Annotated in this window: 20 protein-coding genes and 1 pseudogene; all 21 read left to right on the top strand. The window is 71.1% G+C overall.

What is annotated here, in order from left to right; all coding sequences use genetic code 11:
- The first annotated feature begins 2 nt into the window (after positions 1 to 2).
- The 21 genes and pseudogenes from J7I94_RS26230 to J7I94_RS39380 all read left to right on the top strand — a co-directional run bounded on the left by J7I94_RS26230 (position 3) and on the right by J7I94_RS39380 (position 20,632).
- Entirely contained in the window at positions 3 to 557 is a 555-nt protein-coding gene (locus tag J7I94_RS26230) for a hypothetical protein (protein WP_215170683.1), read from the top strand.
- Entirely contained in the window at positions 500 to 898 is a 399-nt protein-coding gene (locus J7I94_RS26225) for a TFIIB-type zinc ribbon-containing protein (protein ID WP_215170681.1), read from the top strand. The genes J7I94_RS26230 and J7I94_RS26225 overlap by 58 nt, the downstream gene beginning before the upstream one ends.
- 37 nt (positions 899 to 935) lie before the next feature.
- Complete coding sequence (locus J7I94_RS26220; protein WP_215170679.1) at positions 936 to 5,204, top strand: phage tail tape measure protein; 4,269 nt, start codon at positions 936 to 938, stop codon at positions 5,202 to 5,204.
- Positions 5,205 to 5,754: 550 nt separating this feature from the next.
- Positions 5,755 to 6,159 carry a phage tail domain-containing protein gene (locus tag J7I94_RS26215; RefSeq protein WP_215170677.1) on the top strand — a complete coding sequence of 135 codons (405 nt, stop codon included), beginning with the start codon at positions 5,755 to 5,757 and terminating at the stop codon, positions 6,157 to 6,159.
- Positions 6,160 to 6,172: 13 nt separating this feature from the next.
- A complete protein-coding gene (locus J7I94_RS26210; protein WP_215170675.1) occupies positions 6,173 to 7,099 on the top strand; it encodes a hypothetical protein in 927 nt (308 codons plus the stop codon).
- Complete coding sequence (locus tag J7I94_RS26205) at positions 7,096 to 8,205, top strand: hypothetical protein (protein ID WP_215170673.1); 1,110 nt, start codon at positions 7,096 to 7,098, stop codon at positions 8,203 to 8,205. The genes J7I94_RS26210 and J7I94_RS26205 overlap by 4 nt, the downstream gene beginning before the upstream one ends.
- Entirely contained in the window at positions 8,206 to 8,643 is a 438-nt protein-coding gene (locus J7I94_RS26200) for a hypothetical protein (protein WP_215170671.1), read from the top strand.
- 148 nt (positions 8,644 to 8,791) lie between these two features.
- Positions 8,792 to 9,724, top strand: a pseudogene (locus tag J7I94_RS26195) (peptidoglycan-binding protein); the annotation flags it as partial.
- 574 nt (positions 9,725 to 10,298) lie between these two features.
- Positions 10,299 to 10,748: a tyrosine-type recombinase/integrase gene (locus tag J7I94_RS26190; RefSeq protein ID WP_215170667.1), complete on the top strand. Its 450-nt coding sequence runs from the start codon at positions 10,299 to 10,301 to the stop codon at positions 10,746 to 10,748.
- Between the two features lie 155 nt (positions 10,749 to 10,903).
- Positions 10,904 to 11,476, top strand: coding sequence for a hypothetical protein (locus tag J7I94_RS26185; RefSeq protein ID WP_215170665.1), 573 nt, complete (start codon positions 10,904 to 10,906; stop codon positions 11,474 to 11,476).
- Between the two features lie 405 nt (positions 11,477 to 11,881).
- Entirely contained in the window at positions 11,882 to 12,226 is a 345-nt protein-coding gene (locus J7I94_RS26180) for a hypothetical protein (RefSeq protein WP_215170663.1), read from the top strand.
- 27 nt (positions 12,227 to 12,253) lie between these two features.
- Positions 12,254 to 13,261, top strand: coding sequence for a phage recombination protein Bet (gene bet / locus J7I94_RS26175; protein WP_215170661.1), 1,008 nt, complete (start codon positions 12,254 to 12,256; stop codon positions 13,259 to 13,261).
- A gap of 73 nt (positions 13,262 to 13,334) precedes the next feature.
- Complete coding sequence (locus J7I94_RS26170) at positions 13,335 to 14,468, top strand: PD-(D/E)XK nuclease family protein (protein WP_215170714.1); 1,134 nt, start codon at positions 13,335 to 13,337, stop codon at positions 14,466 to 14,468.
- Between the two features lie 84 nt (positions 14,469 to 14,552).
- Positions 14,553 to 15,494, top strand: coding sequence for a helix-turn-helix domain-containing protein (locus J7I94_RS26165; protein ID WP_215170659.1), 942 nt, complete (start codon positions 14,553 to 14,555; stop codon positions 15,492 to 15,494).
- Positions 15,495 to 15,524: 30 nt separating this feature from the next.
- Positions 15,525 to 15,848 carry a hypothetical protein gene (locus J7I94_RS26160; protein ID WP_215170657.1) on the top strand — a complete coding sequence of 108 codons (324 nt, stop codon included), beginning with the start codon at positions 15,525 to 15,527 and terminating at the stop codon, positions 15,846 to 15,848.
- An 89-nt stretch (positions 15,849 to 15,937) separates the two neighbouring features.
- Complete coding sequence (locus J7I94_RS26155) at positions 15,938 to 16,561, top strand: hypothetical protein (RefSeq protein WP_215170655.1); 624 nt, start codon at positions 15,938 to 15,940, stop codon at positions 16,559 to 16,561.
- Between the two features lie 207 nt (positions 16,562 to 16,768).
- Complete coding sequence (locus tag J7I94_RS26150; RefSeq protein ID WP_215170654.1) at positions 16,769 to 18,259, top strand: DNA cytosine methyltransferase; 1,491 nt, start codon at positions 16,769 to 16,771, stop codon at positions 18,257 to 18,259.
- A 28-nt stretch (positions 18,260 to 18,287) separates the two neighbouring features.
- Entirely contained in the window at positions 18,288 to 19,013 is a 726-nt protein-coding gene (locus tag J7I94_RS26145) for a hypothetical protein (protein ID WP_215170652.1), read from the top strand.
- 19 nt (positions 19,014 to 19,032) lie between these two features.
- Positions 19,033 to 19,443, top strand: coding sequence for a hypothetical protein (locus tag J7I94_RS26140; RefSeq protein ID WP_215170650.1), 411 nt, complete (start codon positions 19,033 to 19,035; stop codon positions 19,441 to 19,443).
- A gap of 33 nt (positions 19,444 to 19,476) precedes the next feature.
- On the top strand, positions 19,477 to 20,286 hold the full coding sequence (locus J7I94_RS26135) for a hypothetical protein (protein WP_215170648.1): 810 nt from the start codon (positions 19,477 to 19,479) through the stop codon (positions 20,284 to 20,286).
- Positions 20,287 to 20,443: 157 nt separating this feature from the next.
- The gene (locus J7I94_RS39380; RefSeq protein WP_308114699.1) at positions 20,444 to 20,632 is read left to right on the top strand and encodes an HU family DNA-binding protein; all 189 of its coding nucleotides are present in this window, start codon (positions 20,444 to 20,446) and stop codon (positions 20,630 to 20,632) included.
- Position 20,633 lies beyond the last annotated feature (1 nt).

The raw sequence follows: 20,633 nt of genomic DNA, 5'->3' as shown, positions 1-20,633 counted from the left end.
TCGTGTCGCGCCCCGCACAGGCCAAGCGCCCGTCCCCCTCCGCCACGGCGGCGGAGGGGGCGTGGTCGGCCAAGATGGAACGGCTCCGCCGCCGGGCCCGCCCGCAGAACCGGCTGCGCATCTGCGATGACGCCGAGCTGCGCCAGCGGTACGACGAGGCTGAGCAGGCCGCCCGTCGTGCCCGGTTCGTCGCCGAGGCCAACCCCGGTGACGAGCTGGCCGCGCGCCAGGCCGCCGATGCTGATGCGGCGCGGGACCAGGCCCTGGCGGCGCTCGACGCCGCCTCGGAGTTCCTGACCTTCCGCGCGCTGCCGCGCCCGGTGCTGGAGGAGCTGATCAGCGAGCACCCGCCCACCGAGCAGCAGGCCGAGGAGGGGGCGATCTTCAACGCCGACACCTTCCCCGCCGCGCTGGTGGCGGCGGCCTCCGTGGACGGCATGAGCCGCGAGGAGGCCGAGGAGCTGCTGAACGGCTGGTCGGCGCCGGACGCCAACGCGCTGTGGGACGCCGCCTGGCAGATCCAGCAGGAGAGCCGGGTCGAGCTGGGAAAAGGCTGAGCCGTGACGCCGGCCTGCGCGCCGAACTGGAGCTGTGCGAGCGGTACGGCATCCCGCACTCGCAGTTCCTCGGCGGCGACGGCCGCTGGTCCGACCTCGACCGGGCCAAGGCGTTGGCCTGGGCGCAGTGGCAGCGGTCGGTGTGCCCGGAGTGCCACACCCGGCTGGAGGAGTGGGACCGCGAACGCGGCGGCGACCCCCACGCCTACGTCACCGACACCCTGCGCTGCCCCGGCTGCGAGCTGATCGAGCAGGAACGCGATCACGTCCCCCAGGACCGGTCCGGCTACGGCGTGAAGATCCAGCTCCTGCCGCGCGAGCAGTACGAGCCGCGCCCCTGATCCACCCCCGCACCACGTAAGTAAGGAGGCCGCCGCGGTGGCCGGGTTCACCCTCACGGTCGCGATGCGCGCCGAGGTCCGCGACCTGATCGCGGGAACCCGTGCTGCCTCCGCGCAGATGCGGACCCTGGGGGAGCGTACCGACGCCGCGAACCGGTCCCTGGCCCGACTGGACGCCAACGGGGCGCGGCTCGCTGCGCAGTTCACCGCGCTGAATCGTTCCTCTCGCGCGGCCGTCGGAGAGCTGAGCCGGATCACCGCCCGCGCCGGGGCGGCCCGCGCGGCGCTGCGCGCGGCCGGGGACGACGGAGCCCGGTCGATGTCCCGGCTCCAGCGGGCGACCGCCGGGGCCGGTCGCCGGGGCCTGTCCGCCACGAACATGCTCGCCGGCGGCGCCCTCGTCCTCGGCACCGGCGAGATGATCGAGGAGGGCAACCGCTACCAGGGGCAGATGAACCTGTTCCGGGCGGTGACCGGCGCGACGGCGGCGCAGATGAAGCGCGCCGCCGTCGTCGCTCAGGAACTCGGCAACGACCTGACGCTGCCCACCTCTACGTCGGCGGATGCCGCCGAGGGCATGGTCGAGCTGAGCAAGGCCGGTTTCCGTGCGGATCAGTCGATCGACGCCGTACGCGCCTCGCTCCAGCTCGCGGCGGCGGCCGACGTCAACGCCGCCACGTCGGCCAAGTACTTGGGCGACATCATGGATCAGTTCGGACTCGGTGCTGATCAGGCGTCCCGGGCGTCGGACACCCTCGCGGCCACGGCGAACAACGCCTCCGGCTCCAGCACCGACATCTACTACTCGATGCGGTACGCGGGCCCGGTCGCGAACGCGCTCGGCGTAAGCCTCCAGGACACCGCCGCCGCGGTCGGCATGCTCGGCAAGAGCGGAATCCTCGGCCAGACGGCGGGCACGAGCCTGCGCGGGATCTTCGCCAACCTGGCGGCGCCGACGCCGATCATGAAGAACGCGCTGCGGGACCTCGGCATCGAAGCCTGGGACGCGCAGGGGCGCTTCAAGGGCCTGCGCACGGTGATCGACGGTCTGTCGAAGGCCGAACACTCCATGAGCCAGAAGGACTTCGCGGCGGGAGTGACCCGCGCCTTCGGCAAGCCCGCCCTGTCCGGCGCGGTGGCGCTCGCCCATCAGGGCACCGAGTCCTTCGACGCCCTGTCGATGGCGGTACGGCAGACCGGTGCAGCAGCGTCCATCACCGCCTCGCGCGGCGAGGGTCTCGCCGGTGCGATGACGCAGCTGCGCACCCAGGCCAAACAGACTGGGATCGCCCTGTACGAGGGGATGGCGCCCGGCCTGGAGTGGGTGACCCGTCTGCTCACCCGCGGGATGGCCGGGGCCACCCCGTACCTGACCACGGCCCTCGACTACGGCCGCGACATCGCCACCCTGTACGGCCCCGACCTGAAGGAGGCGACGAAGAACGGGCTCAGCGGGCTCGTCGATGAGGCCAAGGCGCTGATCGGGCCGCTCACGGAGATCGGTGAGCACTCGCTGGCCACTGGCCTGAACCTGCTGATCAATGCCGCAAGCACCCTGGGCGACGTCCTGGACAACGCCGCCGACGGCGCGGAACCGCTCCTCAAGGCCGTCGCCGGGCTCGGTGAGGAGGGCGGCGCGGCGGCCGGCACGCTCGACATCATCGCCACCGTCGGCAACGTGGCCATGGACGCGGTCTCCGGGCTGTCCCTGGTCCTCGTTCCCGTCGGCCATCTCGTCGGCGGTCTGGTGAGCGCGTTCGGCGCGCTACCCGCGCCGATCCAGTCGGCCGCGCTGGCGATGCTGCTGTTCCGCCGCGCGCAGCCCGCCCTGACGAACATGGCGAACACCCTGACCGGCCCCGTCCGGTCAGGGGTGCAGTCCTTCAACCAGCAGATGCGAGTGCAGCAGTCCTTGGCCGCCGCGTCCGGCGTCGCGCTGTCCCGGTACGGAGCGGCGTGGGCAGCGGTGCAGGCTCGTGTCGGATTCCTCGGGAACATGACTGCTGCGTTCCGCAGCGCGAACGGCGCCGGGCAGACGTTCGTCGGCACGCTCAACGGGGTTGGCCGGGCGGCTGGATCGGGACTGCGCTCGGCGCTCGGCGGCGTGACCAACGCGCTCGGCGGGCCGTTCGGTGTCGTCATGGCGGGCGTCTCGGTGGGGCTGGGGTTGCTCGCGGCGCGTCAGCAGAAGGCCGCGCAGGCCGCTGCCGAACACCAGCAGCGCGTCTCCACCCTGACGTCCGCGCTGCGTGAGTCCGGGGGACAGATCGACAGCAACGTCCGCCAGCAGGCCGCCCAGGCCCTGTTGGACACGAAGACCGAACAGGGCCAGCTCACCAAGGTCATGGAGCAGGCCGGCGTGCCGCTCGCGTCGCTCACGGACGCGTACCTGGGTCAGGGCACCTCGCTGGACGCGCTGCAGCAGCATCTCCAGGCCACCGCCGACAAGCACAAGGTGTGGAAGGACGTCGCCGGAGGCAAGGCGACCGTCCAGGACTACTCCGAGGTCGGCCAGCAGTACAAGGACGCCGCCGACGCGCTCGGCAGCGTCAAGGGTGAGATGGCCGAGTCGGTGAAGAACGCGAAGGAACTCGCCAGGGCCACCAAGGGGGCCGGGGACGGCACTTCCGCATACGACCGGTTGAAGGCGGCCGTCGGCGGTCTGGCAGACGAGACCGCCGACGCCGACACGCGCACGCGCTCGCTGAAGTCGGCGCTCGACCTGCTGTCGGGCGGCCAGATCTCTCTTCAGGCAGCCAAGGCCAAGGTGAACTCCGCCGTCCTCGACTTGCAGGAGGGGAGCAAGAGCGTCAACCGCGGCCAGGGCTACGGCGGCAAGCAGCTCGTCAACGAGGACAAGACCCTCAACACCACGACAAGGAACGGGCAGCAGCTCTATACCCAGCTCACCGCCCTGTCCGACGCGGCGGCCGACGCCTCGGTGGCCACCTACGACCTGGCCATCCGCAACGGCGAGTCGCTGCCCGCGGCGCTTGCGAAGGCCCGCGGGGAGATGAGCCGCGCCCGCGCGGAGGCGATCCGAGCCGCCCGCGGCTACGGGCTGACCAAAGCCCAGGCCGAGGGCGTCGCCGACAGCCTCGGCCTGCTGCCGTCCAAGGTGTCGTTGCTGCTCCAGACCAAGGGCATGGACAGCACGCTGGCGAACCTGATTGCGGTGCAGGCCGAGTTCCACAGGCTGCCCAAGCAGAAGACGATCAAGGTCGACTCGCTGAGCGACGGCGCGCAGAAGAAGCTGCGCAGCCTCGGCTTCACGGTCAAGACGGTGCCGGGCACGCGGCAGATCAAGATCACGGCGCCGACTGCGGGCGCCCGCAAGAACCTGGACGTGCTGATCGACAAGCTCGGGCAGACGCCGAACGCGAAGAACGTGAAGGTGTCGGCGCCGACCGCCGCGGCGATCAAGAGCCTGGAGGCCGTGCAGGCGAAGATCCGGGCGACGCCCGGCGCGAAGAGCGTCCGGGTCAGCGCGCCGACCGCGGGCGCCCGCAAGGATCTGGAGTCGCTCGGCTTCCGCATCGAGAAGATCCCCGGCTCCAAGGACGTGAAGGTCACGGTCCCCACCGGGGGCCCGAAGAAAGCGGCCGACACAATCCAGGGCCGTATCGACGCGCTGCGGGGCAAAGAGGTGACCGTCACCACGCGCCACGTGACGATCTTCGACCAGCTTCAGGAGTCCAACGCCTCTATCGCTGACGCCATCGAGAAGCAGGCCGACGCCCAGGCCCGCGCTGCCACGAAGCAGGCCGACGGCGGTGTCGTCGACTACTTCGCCGACGGCGGGATCACCGGCCCTCGACGCCGCGAGCGGCACGTCGCGCAGATCGCCCCGGCCGGGAGCTGGCGCATCTGGGGTGAGCCCGAGACCGGCGGGGAGGCGTACGTGCCCCTGGCCGCCTCGAAGCGCGACCGCAGCAAGGCGATCGTGGAGACCGTGGTCGACCGGTTCGGTGGCCAGGTCGAGTGGTACGCCAACGGCGGCGTACGAGGCCGGAGCAGCCGCGACTACAACCCGATGCTCGCCAGCAGCTTCAAGCAGGCCCGCAGTGTCGCGGCCATGGCGGGCGTCGTGCGCTCCTTCGACATCCGCACCGGCAGCGACCGCGCCCGCACCCGTGTGGTGGACGCCCGCGCCGGCGGGCGGGTCCAGGTCGTCGTCGTGCGCGAGCAGCAGCCGCTGATCGGCTCGATGCCGGTCACCGTCACCGACAGCTCCGCCACCCCCGAGCAGATCGGCAACGAGATGATGCGCACCCTGCGCAACGCGCAGCGGGGCGGGAGAGTGTGATGACCACAGCACCGAACAAGCACAGCCGCCCTGAACTGGCCCCGTGGCAGTACGAGATCGGCGGTGTCGTCCTCGGCACCGGCAGCTACGTCCCGATAGGGGACATCGAAGGGCTCGGATCACCCGGCACCCGCCCGCAGGACGCCGACAACTCCAACAGCGAGGGCACCTCACCGGGCCGGGACTTCTACGGCCCGCGCCCCCTGCGCTTCGAGGCGGGCATCAAGACGCCCGGAGACCCGGTGAAGGCCGCCGAGATCCTCGCCCGGCTGGAGCGCGCCCTGGATAACCCCGACGCCCGTACCAATCCCGGCGGCCGTCACGTCCTGCGAGGCAGGTGGCCCGGGCATGCAACGCGCCGCATGTACGGCCGACTTCGGCGTATGGAGGCGACCAGTACGGCCAACGCGGTGCATGGGTGGATACCCCTCGACATCGAATTCGTCGGCCTGGACAACCCTCGCTGGTACGACGACGAGCTGTCGAAGTTGACGCTTGGCCTGGACCAGGCCGCCCGCCCCCGCAGCGGGATCGCACCGTCGATGAGGCAATGGGCCGACCCGCCGCCTGCCGCCGCCCGGCCGACCCGGAGCGCCACCCGGCCGACGACCGCCCCGGCTGGGTCACCAACCACGGCGACGTGCCGACCTACCCGAGCCTGCGCGTGCACGGCCCGGTCACCGGCCCACGCATCTGGAACACCGTCACCCGCCGTGTCCTCGAACTCGACCTGTCGCTGCGCGACGGCGAGTGGGTGGAGATGGAGACCCGGCCCGGCACCTGCTGGGCACTGCGCAACGGCACCGTCAACGTGGCCAACGACCTCAGCCCCGCATCCCGTCTCGACCTGTTCACCCTGCCGCCCGGACGGTCCGAGATCGCGTGGAGCGCGAACGACCCGTCCGGCACCGCGCGCCTCGAGGTGGCGTGGCGGTCGGCGTACACCACCCTGTGAACGGAGAGCACTCGTGACGCTGCAACCCCCGATGATGGTGCGCGGGGCCGACCACTCCGCCCGCGCGATGCGCCTGATGATCCGCGACCTGGCCCGAGGCCGGCAGGGTGTCGCTGGCGGTGAGGACCTGAAGGTCCGCCCGCTGGAGACTCCAGGCCCCGGTGTGCGGGTCGGCGATGGCTCTGCTCTGATCCACGGTGCCCGGCCGTGGCAAGGGGCCTACACCCAGTCCAACATCGGCGACGCCGTGGTCGACGTGCCGCCGACCGGGCCGGTTGCCCGCACCGACCTGCTGGTGCTGCGCATCGAGGACCCGGAGTTCGAAGGCGACCGCGACCCGCGCCGCCAGGAGATCGGCTACTTCCACCTCATCCAGAACATCGGCGCGCAGGACACCACCGCGCTGCGGGAGATGACCGCGATCCCGCTGGCCCGCCTCACCATCCCCCGGAACACCGCGGCGATCACCACCGAGATGATCACGGATCTGCGGCGGCTGGCCAACCCGCGCACCGAGCGCACGCTGCGCACCGTGCACCCGACCACGACGGAGAAGGTGCCCGGCAAGCACGGCCAGTGGGCGGCCTGGCCCAAGGAGGCCGCCTGGGAACTCGACGTCCCGGCCTGGGCGACGGAGGCCGCCATCGTCGTCACCCTGTCCGGCCTGCGCGCCGAGGCGGGCTCCGTGTACGCCGAGCTGCGCACGCGGCTGGGGGAGCGCGCCGCGAAGCCGACCGTCGTGGACGACGACGGCACTACCACCCGCCGCTCCTCCGTGACCCTGGCCGACACGCTCGCCGTGCCGCCCGCCTACCGGGGCACCCGCCAGCACCTGGCCGTCGAGATCAACCAGAACGACAAGTACGGCGACGGCGACCTGACCGTGGCCAAGGGCACGACCGTCACGCTCGACGTCGCGTTCACGGAAGGGCCTGCGTGACGATGGCCGACTACCGCTACATCGTTGCGCGCGCCGCGACCGGCGATGTTCTGCACTGGAATCTGCCGCTGAGCGAGGTCGAGTACGGCCCGGAGATATCCGGGCCTGGCTCGTTGAAGGCGACCCTGCCGACCGCGTTCCGCCGCTCGCTGTCGGACGCGCTCGACGCCGGCGACACGGTGCTCCTCGTCGAGCGCAACGCCCGCCTCGACTGGGGCGGGCTGCTGTGGCGCGCCGAACCGGAGGGCAACACCCTGCCCGTTGAAGCCTCCGGGTTCACGAGCTACCTCCACCGCCGCTTCGACCTGCACGGCAACCTCGACGGCCGCGGCCCGTACATCGAAGCGGACCCGTGCGACGTGATCCGCGATGTGTGGGCCTACGCCCAGGCGCAGCCGGACGGCGACCTCGGCGTGGTCGTGGACGACACGAAGTCCAAGGCGAAGACCGGCACCGCGAAGGACCCCTTCACCACCTCCAAGACCGACCCGCGCAATCTCGGCGAGATCGTGGATGAGATGGCCGAGATCGATGACGGCCTGGAGTGGTCGGAGACCGTGGCATGGCGCGGGCGCCGTGCCGAGCGCCGCATCATCCTCGGTGCGCCGCGCCTTGGCCGGCGCCGCGAGGACCTGACGTTCACCACCGGCGCCAACGTGGTCGGCACCCCGCACGTCATCAAGGACGCCGACTCTTACGCCCAGTGGGTCATCGGCCTGGGCGCGGGCGAGGGCAAGAAGCGCAAGGTCGTCGTGGACGGCGTGCGCAACGGCCGCCTGCGCCTGGAACACCGGCTGGAGACGAGCGAGAAGGACGAGGCGAAGCTGAAGCAGCGGGCCCGCCGCGAGCGGCTGGCCCGCCAGGTCCTGCCCTCCCTGACCGAGCTGGAGATCATCGACCACCCGGCGGCTCCGATCGAGGCCCTGCGCATCGGGGACGACGTACGGATCCGTCTGTTCGAGCCGCACACCGAGTACGACGGCTGGTGCCGGATCGTCGGCTGGACGGTGCGGCCCGGCGAGGGCGAGACGGCCGAGCGCGTGACGTTGAAGCTGGAGCGCACGAACAAGCCCGAGGACGAGACGGGCGAGGAAGAGGAGCAGTAGGTGCCGGACACGATCGCCGACCTCGGCCGCCGACTGGCCAAGCTGGAGAAGCGGGTCGTCACCCTGGAGCGCGCCCACCGCGCGCCGTACCCGGAGTGGCGCGACCTTCCGCTGACCGGCGACACCACCGTCCCCGACGAGGAGCAGCCGCCGCAGTTCCGCGCCAACCCCTGGGACACGAGCGAATTCTGCGGCCGTATCGGACTGGCGAGCGGCCGGGCCTCCGACGAGCAACTGGTTGCGCTGCTGCCCGAGGGGTACTGGCCGCAAGCCCCGCGCACGGTCGACGTCGCCTCCGACGCGGCACGCCGCAGCCTCCAGTTCGACATCGACCCCAAGGGCCTGGTGCGGCTGCGCGTCCAGGGCGGCGGCAGCGTCCGCGCGTCCTGGATCAGCCTCGACAGCACATCGTTCCGGACCGACCGCGCCGACACCTGACCGGCTGCGCACCCCGGCCACCGGCCGGTGCGCCGCCGGTAGCATGACGCCTGGGTGACCCTCCACCTGCTTCGCACTCCCGAGGGACCGGACCGCCGCGGCGGCCACGGCCGACTGCCATCCGGCGCAGGGGAGAAGGATGAAGCGCGTGGCTACACCGCTGAGCGCGGACAGGTTCCTGTCCGTGCTGAAGGGCGCCGGGCTCGGCGTGGTCGAGCACGGCAAATGGCGCACCCACAACCGGAATACCCACGGCAACTGGGGCCCCGCGAACGGGGTCATGATCCACCACACCGGGCCGTACAGCTCCGAGAAGGACATGGTGGAGCTGTGCCGCGTCGGCTACCAGGATCTCCCAGGTCCCCTGTGCCATGGCGTCATCGACCGGTCCGGGACGATCCACCTGGTCGGCTACGGCCGGACCAATCACGCCGGCATGGGAGACACGGACGTCCTGCTCGCGGTCATCGCGGAGAAGACGGACCTCCCGCGCGACAACGAAGCGGATACCGACGGCAACCGGCATTTCTACGGCTTCGAGTGCATCAACACCGGGAGTCAGCCGTGGCCGGCGGCCCAGCTCGACGCGATGGCGCGGGCGGCGGCGGCCATCTGCCGTGCGCACGGCTGGAACGAGCACTCCGTCATCGGCCACAAGGAGTGGCAGCCGGGGAAGCCGGATCCGGGCGGCATCAACATGGACGACTTCCGCGCCCGGGTCGCCCGGCACCTCAAGGACGCCGGTAAGCCGAAGCCCGGCCCGAAGCCCAAGCCGAAGCCCGGCCCGAAGCCCAAGCCGAAGCCGGACCCGAAGCCCAAGCCGAAGCCGACACCGAAGTATGCGGCGTACCCGGGCAAGCAGTTCTTCCGCGAAGGGCGTTCCTCCCCGGTGATCGCCGCGATGGCGAAGCGGCTGATCGCCGAGGGCTGCGACTCCTACGACACGCCGCCCGGCCCGGTGTGGAACGACGCGCACCGCCGCTCGTATGCGGCCTACCAGATCAAACGCGGCCACCACGGCGCCGACGCCGACGGCATTCCCGGCCCGCAGACCTGGGCGGACCTGCGCGTCCCGCACCAGGCCGGTGCCGCCGACCTCACCCCCACCCCCACCACCCCGAACCAGGAGCACGACCCGATGCCGCAGGCCCTTGCCGATGTCGCCGAGCGCACCGTTGCCACCTACCTCCAGGCGCTGCTGGGCCTGATGGCAGCCTCCAGCACGACGGACATGGTGTCCCTTTCGGCGTGGCAGGCCGCCGCGGTCTCCGCCATACCGGCTGCGCTCAGCGCGCTGAAGTCCACCCTCGGCACCGTCCTGGGCAGGCCCGGAACGGCCTCGTGGCTGCCGATGAAGCGCGACCCGGCCACGCCCCAGCACTGATCACCGGGCAGCGAGAGAACAGGAGGAAGGACTGTGCCCGAAGGACAGGTCGCGCTCGCCCTGGCGGAGCTGCGCCAGGCGCTGGAGGTCGGATTCGCCCGCATCGACGGACAGTTGGCGCTACTCGTCCAGCGCAGCGACCAAACGGACAAGGCCCTGGAAGATCTGGAGGAAAGGGTGAGCGCGCTGGAGAAGACCAGATGGCCGCTGCCGACCCTCGCCGTACTGGCCAGCATCACCGCGGTGGTGCCGTTCCTGCGGCCTGGGGGTCATGATGGATACGACACACCTGCTCGTCACCGACCTGGAGGTGGACTCCGCTCTCGCGAACCCGGCGGTCCCGGCCGCCGTTCGCGCGGTGTGGCAACTGCTCTGGGAGTCGGAGGTCCGGCTGGATGAGGTTCTGGCGTTCGACGTGCCGGACGCGGAGCTGGATGACCGCCTGGTCGTCATCCGGCACGCGAAGGAAGGCGACGTCTACGAGGCCGGGATCACCGCGTCGGCGGCCAACGCGCTGCGCGAGCTGATCGGGTCCCGCACGGACGGACCGCTGTTCACGCTGGGAGGGCGGCGGCTGACCAAGGGCGAGGTGGCGACCGCCTTCCGGGAGGTGACCGGCGGGCGCACGATCCACGCCCTGCAGTTCACGCGACAGAGGAAGGAGCAGGGCTCGGCCCTGCTCGGTTCCACCGCCGACCAGGCCGAGGGCAAGACCACGTAGAGCGCGCGGCAACGCACACGGCCCCCGCCGAAGCGGGGGCCGTTTGGCCTCTTGGAGAAAGACCGCCGCCACCATAGCAGCGACCGCCGCGCCCGCCGGCGTACGCGTACGGCTACGCTGCCCTCTGCATCCAGGGCAGACACCGGAGGACGGGGATGAGTCGGGGCAAGCCGTATCTGGTCGGGCACCAGGAGTTCGCCGCGCTGTACCGCGTCGATCCGAAGCAGGTTGCGCAGTGGCTGTCCCCGAGCCGCGGCAGCGTGCTGGATCCGGAGACCGCCATCGTCGTCAGCGGGGTGCGGTACTGGCCGCTCGGCTTCGCGGCCGGGTGGGGAGCGACCACGGCGCGGTTTCGCCAGGTCGACCTGGGTGTGAAGGCGCGGATCATCGCGGAGCAGGGCGAGGGCTGGGAGCCGGGCCTGGGGGATGAGCTGCCGCCGATCGTCGGCCAGCAGGAGATCATCGAGCTATTCCACCTGCCCGCGCAGGGCAACTTGGCGACGACCATCGCGACAGGGCGGTTCCCGGAGCACGACTGGCTGCTGTCCGGGTCGATGCTCTGGATGCTGGACACCGTCCTCGACGCCGTCCCCAAGCTCCGCGAGAGCGCGCGCAGCTTGCCCTGGGATGTGGACGAACAGGTCGTCGCCGCCCTGCGCGACGGCACGTACGACGGGCCCGGCAGTCGCGTGCTGACCCGAGGTCGCCACGCCCGAAAGGCCCTCTGAGCTGCGTAAACAGTGTACTTGGCCCCGAATTGCGAATAAGATATAAGCGATCTCCGTTACGGGGGTCCGCAGTTCACCAAGGAGGCAGCAGTGCAGTTCACCGCCACACCGGACGGCGGCGAGATTGTGGCCATGGATGCCTGAGAGGCCCTGGTCCTCGAAGGGGCCCTCTCGCTCTACGTCCTCAAGCACCCCGACTCCAACGTCGCCGTCGATGCCCTACGAGCCGCAACGGCGGCCAACGAGGCCCGTGAGGCGCGCATGGAGGAAGCGGCCGATCGGGCCTCTTTCTGACGTCGGGCCGAGCGTGTGAAGTCGCGCCTGTAATCGGTGGGGTTGATCATCTGTCCGCCGATCCGCAAGATAGGTGACATTCTTGAAAGAAGTCATCATCAGGGGATGGGTATGGCAGCCGTCCAGGACGAGATACCGGGCCTGGTCATCCACACCGTGAAGCAGCCGGACGGCCAGCCGGCGTCCATCCAGGCCCAGTTCGAGACGTTCCACCAGCTCAACCCCTGGGTGCTGCGCGCGCTGGAGGCCCTGACTGCCGATTACCTGAAGCGCGGCGCGAGCCGTGTCGGCATCGGGATGCTCTTCGAGGTCCTGCGCTGGCGCTACGTCACGGCGACCGAAGGCGACGAGTTCCGCCTCAACAACAACTTCCGCAGCCGGTACGTCCGGCTCCTGATCGAGCGCCACCCCGAATGGGCGGGCGCCTTCGAGGTCCGCAGCCTGCGGACCGAGTGAAGCAACCCTCTTGGAGAGACACGACCCATGAACCAACCCACCGAACAGCAGGACGGCGACACGGCGTCGGCCGCACCGGCGCCGACCGCCCCCGAGAAGTTGCCCGAACGCAGCGTCTCCCAGAGCGCCGTCGTTCTGCGCGCCGACCAAGTCGAGTTCGACGCACGTCAGGTGGCCGCCCTGTCGCTGATCAGCCCCGGACTCGCCCAGGCACCGCGTGCCCAACTGGCCTTGTTCTTCCACTTCTGCGTGCGGTCCGGCCTCGACCCGTTCGCGCGGCAGATCTACATGATCGGCCGCACCAACTGGAAGGCCGCCGACAACCCCGACGAGCCGGAGAAGACCTGGACCATCCAGACCGGCATCGACGGCTTCCGCACGGTCGCCCACCGCGCGGCCAGCAAGGCCGGGGAGTCCATCTCGTACGAGGACACCGTCTATTACGACTCCGAGGGCAACGCCCACGAGGTCTGGCTGTCGAAGGCGTACCCGGCCGCGGTCAAGGTCACCGTCCTGCGCGGCACCAGCCGGTTCCCCATGATCGCCCGCTGGGACGAGTTCGCCCCGACGTACTACGACCGCAAGCAGGGCGCGTACGTCGTGGCGAAGATGTGGCAGCAGATGCCCGCCCACATGCTCCGCAAGTGCGCCGAGGCCGGCGCGCTGCGCATGGCCGCACCGCAGGACCTGTCCGGCGTGTACGTGGATGAGGAGATGGCGCGGGCCGACGCTGAAGCCGTCGTCCGCGAGGCGGAAGAGGCGACCCGACGCCTGCGCGAGGCCGCCGGGCTCGAAGCGGGCGACGACAAGGGCGGCAACGACAAGGGCGACGCGAAGGAGGAGTCCGCCGAGGACTCCCAGGCTGGGGACCGGGACGAGAGCACGGAGCAGCCCGCGCCGAGGAAGCGGGCGCGTGCCGCGAAGAAGGCTCCCCCGGAGGCCAAGCCGGACACCGCCGCGGAGTCCGACGAGGCCCCGGCTCCGGCGAAGCGCACCCAGCGTAAGCGGCCCTCCGCTCCCCGCCGCGCCTCCTGACCCTGTCGACACCGGGTGCCGCCCGCTGTCGGGCGGGCGGCACCCCATCCTCTTGGAGAACACCGTGACCACCATGGCCATCGCGCCGGAGCGGCCCGTCAGCCTGTGGCCCGCCGCTCACGCGGCGGACGCACGCCGCCCCCGCTCCCAACAGACCAAGCTCGGCGCCAGCGACACCGTGTGCGCACGCCGGGCCGGGTACCTCCTGCACGGCCGCACCCCGACCGACGTCGGCGAGAAGCGGAAGGCGATTCTCGGAACCTGGCTACACGCCGGGATACTTGAGGCCGCCCGCGAGGAGTACGGCTGGCTCGTCGAGCGCCGCGTCGAGGACGAGACCGTCCGGGGCCACATCGACGCCGTCCAGCTCGACAGCGCCACCGCCGCCCGGCTCCCGAAGCGGCTGCGCCCCACGCTCCCGGCCGAGGAAACGACCGTCGAGGACGTGAAGACGAAGAGCACGTACCAGTGGGACAGCGTCCTGCGGTACGGCGCGAGCGAGGCCGAGCTGAGGCAGGTGTACCTGTACGCCGATCTGCTCGGCACGGAGGGCTTCGCCAGCGTCCGGGGCCAGCGGCAGCTTGCCCACCTCGGGCCGGTGCCGGTCGCCCGCATCCGCTTCCGGTTCATCAACCGCGACTCGGGTGACGACCACGTTCAGGAGATCGCCTACGAGGCCGACCGCGCCCGCCGTGCCCGCTGGTGGGTTCAGCAGGTGCGGGCCGCCGCTTCCCCAGAGGAGCTGCCGCGCACCTTCCAGGGGCCGGGCATCTCCGCGATCTGCGACCACTGCCCCTTCCGCACCGCGTGCTGGGGGCCTCTGGTCGCCGGGCGCTCCCCGCAGAGCCAGCTCATCCACGACGACGAGGAACGCGCGAAGGCGCTGGCCGAGTACGCCGAGGTCTCCGAGCAGATCAAGCCGCTCAAGGACAGGCAGAAGTTCCTGCGCGCCCAGCTCGAAGGCTCCGAACCCGGTGTCTACGGCGACAACGTCCTGAAGTGGAGCGGCGGCAACCCGACCAAGGTCGATGACGTCGAGGCGATGGTCGCGCTGTACTGCCGTGCGGGGCTGGAGGTGCCGATGGTGCCCGACGCGGCGTCGATGAAGGCGATGTTGAAGGAGGTGGGCATCCCCGTGCCTACGCGCCTCGACCACGACCGGCGGACCGCGGTGAGCATCAACGTCACCGCGCGCAAGAAGCCCTGATCGCGCCACACGGCGGGGGCGGAGCCGGCGTGCTCCGTCCTCGCCCCCGCGGGGCGGGGCCAGACGGAACACGGAGAGGTGCCGGTGAGCATCCAATTGATGGTGGTGGCCGCCTACCTGCCGAAGGAAGTGATCAACACCACGCAGAAGCTCGTCCTCATGAAGATCGCGGACTCGGCCGACGACCAGACCCGGCTGGCCCGGCCGGGCCTGGAGCGGATGATGGCCTGGGCCGGCGTAGGGGAGAAGCAGGTCATCACGGTGGTGACCCAGCTCGTCGGCCTCGGCCTGGTCGAGCGGGTCACGATCGGACGTGTCGGCCGCCGCGCCGAGTACCGGGTGTTCCCGCACGGCGTGCCTCCCATCCCGTCGACGGAGGAGTTGATCGAGCGGCGCCGGACGGCGCAGCGTGCCCCGACCAACCCCCGGCTGGCCCGCAAGACCGCGCGCCGCAAGCCGTCGTCGGCGGCCCGGACACAACAGGATGTCGCCGCACGGGAAGAGGCACGGGCCGCCGCCGAGGCCGCTTCGGAGCCAGGGTTGCCCCAGGGGAACCCTGATGACGCTCCGGGCAGGGTTGCCCTGGGGGAACCCAGTGGGTTGCCCTCGGGAAACCGGGCGGGTTCCCCTGGGGAAACCCCTTCTCTTCCTTCTTCTTCCTCTTCTCTTCCTCACCCCCCTACCCCCACGGCTGACGCTGCAGGGGAGCCGGAGGCGGAGCGCGGAGAGCCGCAGCGGGCGGGTTGCCCGAAGCACGCCGAGCCGGTGTCGAACTGTCGCGGGTGCGGAACGAACCCACGTGCCGGGAGGGAGCAGGCGCGGCGCGAAGCGGCCGACCGCGAGCACCGCCAGCAGCAGGACTGGCTACGGCAGTTCTTCGCCGAGCAGGAGCGGCGCGTTGCGGCAACGGACCCGCAAGCTCTGGAGATGGCCCGCCAACGGGTGCGAGAGCTGGCACGAATGGGCCGCGAGAAGGGCGCCAACTCCCGGCAGAGACAGGGGCATTCACGAGATCGGCAACATTGACGCCTCGGTGTACGCCATTAAGATATAAGCATGAGTTCGGAACCCACCGAACTCACCGACCTCTTGGAGACCACCTTGACCGACACGCTCACCCCGACCCCCGACGTCTACGTCGTGGTCGCCGAAGTGATCCACGGCTCACCGGTCGCACCGCGCCTCGGCGACCACCTCTACTGCTCGGCCGAGTGCGCCGAACACGGCGTCCGCGAGCTCGTCAGCGACCTGAGCAACGAGGAAGGCGGCAGCGGCTTCGTCCTGCCCCACGAGGGGCGCGCGATCGGCTGCGTCGTCACCCGCGGCGGCCGGATGTGGTCGGTGCAGATCCTCGCCCGCAGTGAACTGCCCACCATCTGACATCCGCTTCACCTGAGATAGGTGACATTTTTCAGCGGCGGGCGTGCTTTCTGTGCGCCCGCCGTGCACACCCTCTTGGAGACCAGCACATGACCACCACCATCGCGGCTCTGCCCGACCACAACCGCACCACCGACCCGCTGTGGCAGCGGCTCTTCCACCGCTACAGCCACGTCATCACCCCGCTGCGCTACGCGGGTTGGGTCACCGACATCGAGACCGCCGGAGGAGGCGAGTTCTTCGTCCGTGCCGACCTGCGGGACGGCACGGAGCTGATCATCGCCTCCGAGCACAGCCTGCCCGCCGACGCCGCTGAGGTGAACGGCTGGACGGCCGTCCGTCGGGATGTGCAGGACCCGAGCAAGCACACCGTCCTGTACGACTCCACCCCCAACGGCCCCCAGCGCCACCACCGCAACAGCCTGATCCCGCTGCTGGCCCGCATCGACGGCCTCGACGTTCCCCGCCGCGCACCCCGGCTGATCGTCTCGGCCACGCACACCGCGCCGTACGGCGCGAGCCACAACCAGACCGCCGGGATCGAGGGTGCGGCCACCGCCATCGCCCGCTTCTCGGAGTGGTCCCAGCGGCTCACCGACCACGAGGGCTACCGCCGCGTCTGGCAGCGGGCCCAGGCGGACGGCTACCCGCTGGCGCTGTTCGAGTCCGCCGGACACATCACGACCGTCCGCGTCACCCGCAGCGATGACTGACCGGCCGCGCCGCGCACCGCGCCCCTCCGGGGGCGCGGACCGGTGATCTGGCTGCTGATCGTGTGCGCCCTCGGCTTGCTGGGGTTCACCGCCCTCGGCATCGAGGACAGCCGCCACCACCGCGCGTTACGCGCCTCCGACGAGTCCTGACCACGGTCGCCCGGCCCAGCCGGGCCGGGCGGCCCCGCCTCTTGGAGACCTAAGACCGTGCCCCGATCCATCCACCTGCTCTGCGGAGCGGGCGGAGATGCCACCGGCCTGTTGAAAGCCGGTTACGACCCCATCCTCGGCATCAACCACTGGCAGACCGCCGTCGACACGTTCGGGCTCAACCACCCGAATGCGGCGGCGCGCTGCGCCGACATCCAGAACTACCCCATGCGCTGGCTCCCGAAGGCCCTCGTGCTGTGGGCCAGCGTCATCTGCACCGAGGTCAGCCCCGCCGGCGGGAAGAAGCGGCCCGACCCGGCGCAGGACGCACTGTTCGAGGAAGAGGAGCAGTGGCGCGAACTGCCCCCGGAAGCCTTCGAGATGACCCGGGTAACCGCCTGGTGCGTGCTGCGCGCTGCCGAGGCGAAGCGGTTCTCGTGCGTCGTCGTGGAGAACGTCGTCGAGTTCATCACCGACTGGCTGCTGTTCCCCGAGTGGATCCGCGCCATGAAGAAGCTCGGCTACCGCGTCCAGATCGTCTCCGTGTCCTCCGCGCACATCGGGTCGGAGACCAATCCGAACGCCCCGCAGTGGCGCGACCGCGTGTACCTGGTCTTCACCCTCACCGGGATCCGCCGACCCGACCTCGCCCCCCGTCCACTGGCGTACTGCTTCGAGTGCGGGCGGGACGTCAAGGCGCGCCAGAGCTGGCGCGACCCGCGGGTGAAGGTCGGCAAGTACCAGCAGCAGTACGACTACCGCTGCCCGAACAGCCGCTGTGGCCACGCGCTGGTGGAGCCGTACGTCCGGCCCGCCTCCGACGTGATCATGTGGGACGACATCGGCCAGCGCATCGGGGACCGCGCCCGCCCGCTGGTGCCGAACACCATGCGCCGCATCGCGGCCGGACTGGCGAAGTTCCCCTACGAGCCGTCCGTCGTCACCCTCACGCACGGCAAGGACGGCACCGACCGCGCGTTCGCCCCGCGCACCCGGCCGCTGCCCACCCGCACGGCCAAGCTCGGTGAGGCCCTGCTGGTGCCCGTGGGCGGCTCGTGGAACGACACGGCCTCGCCCATCGAGGAGCCCATGCGCACCCGCACCACCCGCGAGAGCGAAGCCCTCGTCACGGTGGACCCGTTCATCGTCGAGTTCCGCAACAACTGCGACGCCGCGCCGATCGACGCCCCGCTGAGCACCATCGCCACGGCCCGCCACCACGGCCTGGTCGTCCCCGACGGCAACGTTCGCACCCGCGTCCGCAACACGTTGGTGATCCCGTACCGCAAAGCCGCGCCGAAGACCGCGGGCGAGCCGCTGCACACCCTGTCGACCCGCGACTCGGCGGCCATCGTGCGGACCGCGCCCGCCATCGAGGACTGCTACTTCCGCATGTTGCAGCCCCGCGAGCAGCTATCGGCCCAGCGGTTCCCCGAGACGTACGAGGTCGTCGGCACCAAGGCCGCCCAGACCCAGCAGGCCGGCAACGCCGTGTCGGTCAACGTCGCCCGCTGGATCGGTGAACGCCTCAAGCCCGTCCTCGCCTGACCCCCTGTAGAAGAAGGAGAGCACCGTCATGACCCCTGCCGTATGCGATCAGCTAGCCGTCCTCGCCCAGCAGCGCGAGGAGTTGGACGCCGAGCGGCGCCGTTTCGAGAAGGCGTACTGCCTGGCTGTCCTGGACCACATCAGCGCGAGGATCCGCGCGCTGTGCCCCGAGGCCGTCTATGTCACCTTCGACTACAACGGCAAGACGCGGTCGCTGGAGCTGGCGGGCGTGCTCGGCGCGCAGCCCAGCCCCCTTGGGACCTGCCCCTGGCTGTGGGAGAACGGCGACGACGAGCACCCTCTCGAAGAGATCGCCGTCGACATCGAACTGGACGTGCAGAGCGCGCTGGCGCCGTACGACTCCCCGGCCTGGGCCACCGTCGTACGCAACAGCGCCAGCGACAGCAACTGGCTCCTGGAGCTGCCCCCGGCCGACCGCGCAGCCCGCGTGGCGGATCTGATACGCGGGCACCACCCCGCGGCAACGGCGGTCATCGTGGACAGCCGCGCAGGCGGGGGCCGCGTCATCGGGGTCATCGAGGAGCAGGCGGACGGTGGCGCCCCCGCCCCCGTTGCCCGGCCTCGGCTCAGCGCCCCGTGCGACGACGCTGTCACTCGCCTCGTGGCACAGGTCGTTCTCCTCCCCCCGCTGGCCGACCGTCACCTGATGCCGCTCACGCGCGGCTTCGCCCACCCGTACGGCTCCAGCGTCAGCGATCAGGTCCGCCTGATGCCGCTGCCGCCAACCGCCTAGCGCACGGGAGGAGGAGCAGATGAGCGGCAACGGGTGGGTCGGTGAGGCCCCCTGCGCCGGGGACACCCGCTTCACGTCCGAGGAGACGGCGGCCGAAGCCCCGACGGAGCCGCTGGTCCTCTCCCTCCTCGCGGCCTGCCAGGGCTGCCCGTTCCGGTCGCAGTGCATCGACCTGGTCATGCCGAGCACGAGCCTGTTCGACGGCGTGTGCGGCGGACGGCTCTGGCACAACGGGCAGGTCCTCGCGACCTGCGAGGGCGCTCAGCCCGCCGAACTACGCGAGCGCGGCCGACGCCCGATCACCCACGGCACCGAAGCCGGTGCCCGTGCCCACAACCGGCGCGGGGAGCGCGCGTGCTCCCTGTGCCTGGAGGCCGGACGGCTCGCCCAGCAGGCCCGCCGGGCCCGCAAACGCGCCTACGGCTCCTGATCATCACCCCTACAACTCCTGCGGAGACCCACCATGTTCACCGTCAAGGCCCGCGACCTGGCGGCCATCCTCGACCAGGCCGCCCCGCACCGCTTCCAGGCGGGCGAGGACGCATGCGACCTCGACGCCCTGATCCTCGACTGCACCCCCGGCCACCTCCACGTCGTCGCGTGCAGCGACCGCACGCTCGCCGTCGCCCGCACCCCCGTCGCGGGCGACGTGTGGACGGCCCCCGTCGGCTACGACGACGCCACCGCGCTGCGCGGCTGGCTGGAGTCGTCCGACACCGTCACCGTCGAGCACGTCACCAGCGGCGGCCATCAGCTGCTCCGCTTCACCGAGGGCGTCGCCCAGCTCACCGTCCCCGCCGCACCCCACGTCGGCCGCCTGCCGTGGCGGTCCCTGCTGCGCCTGGTGCTCGACGCCCGTGAACACCCGCTGGCGCAGGGGCGCCCCGTGCAGCTCAGCGCCGACGACCTGTCCCGGTGGCTGAACGCCGGCGGCAATGGCGAGGCGATCGAGTTCCGCTCCCTGGGACCGGTGGGCACCTTGGTGACCGCCGGACCCGACTTCCTCGGCCTCCAGACCCCGCACGGCTGGGACGGCCCGGAGCCCGGTCGGGGATGGTCCTCGTCGCTGCGCACCCGCCTGTTCCTCTTCGCCGGGCAGCTCCTCGAGGTCGGGGCGCGCTACGCGGACTGGACGGGTACGGCATGGGTCGTGCCCGCCCGGCCCCGCTCCGGCGAGGAGCCGTGGTTGATCTCGGCCGACTACGCGGCCGTCGCCCTGCCCATCTCCCACGTGCTCGCGGTCGGCAAGTTCCTCGTTCGTCTGCCCGACTGAGCCGAGATAGGTGACATTCATGAACCATGTTGTGCGCTCCCGCGCTCCGGTGTGCGGACAGCTCTCGGACCCCGGCTACGGACTGAACCCGTGGCCCGCCGCGTGGCGCGCCCGCCCTCGACTCCTGCGGCCCAGCCGAATTGAATGGAATCCCTCTGTGAACAAGGCCCAGCTCATCCAGGCCGTGGCGAAGACGACCGGCAACCGCGCGCAGGCGGCCGACGCCGTGGAGGCCGCGCTCGATGCGATCGTCCGCGCCGTCGCCGCCGGTGAAGTCGTCTCCGTCACCGGATTCGGCAGCCTCACCCCCCGGGTGCGCCCTGCCCGCACCGCCCGCAACCCGTAGA

The organism is Streptomyces sp. ISL-12 (assembly GCF_018614415.1).
Lineage (GTDB): Bacteria > Actinomycetota > Actinomycetes > Streptomycetales > Streptomycetaceae > Streptomyces.
The sequence above is the reverse complement of the archived record's forward strand: the minus strand, read 5'-3'. Positions and strand labels throughout refer to the sequence as shown.

Excerpts from the sequence above, each read along its gene's own strand:
- J7I94_RS26215 (WP_215170677.1), top strand. The coding sequence starts at position 5,755 with ATGGGCCGACCCGCCGCCTGCCGCCGCCCGGCCGACCCGGAGCGCCAC.
- J7I94_RS26190 (WP_215170667.1), top strand. The coding sequence starts at position 10,299 with ATGATGGATACGACACACCTGCTCGTCACCGACCTGGAGGTGGACTCC.
- J7I94_RS26185 (WP_215170665.1), top strand. The coding sequence starts at position 10,904 with ATGAGTCGGGGCAAGCCGTATCTGGTCGGGCACCAGGAGTTCGCCGCG.
- J7I94_RS26180 (WP_215170663.1), top strand. The coding sequence starts at position 11,882 with ATGGCAGCCGTCCAGGACGAGATACCGGGCCTGGTCATCCACACCGTG.
- bet (WP_215170661.1), top strand. The coding sequence starts at position 12,254 with ATGAACCAACCCACCGAACAGCAGGACGGCGACACGGCGTCGGCCGCA.
- J7I94_RS26170 (WP_215170714.1), top strand. The coding sequence starts at position 13,335 with ATGGCCATCGCGCCGGAGCGGCCCGTCAGCCTGTGGCCCGCCGCTCAC.
- J7I94_RS26160 (WP_215170657.1), top strand. The coding sequence starts at position 15,525 with ATGAGTTCGGAACCCACCGAACTCACCGACCTCTTGGAGACCACCTTG.
- J7I94_RS26155 (WP_215170655.1), top strand. The coding sequence starts at position 15,938 with ATGACCACCACCATCGCGGCTCTGCCCGACCACAACCGCACCACCGAC.
- J7I94_RS26145 (WP_215170652.1), top strand. The coding sequence starts at position 18,288 with ATGACCCCTGCCGTATGCGATCAGCTAGCCGTCCTCGCCCAGCAGCGC.
- J7I94_RS26140 (WP_215170650.1), top strand. The coding sequence starts at position 19,033 with ATGAGCGGCAACGGGTGGGTCGGTGAGGCCCCCTGCGCCGGGGACACC.
- J7I94_RS26135 (WP_215170648.1), top strand. The coding sequence starts at position 19,477 with ATGTTCACCGTCAAGGCCCGCGACCTGGCGGCCATCCTCGACCAGGCC.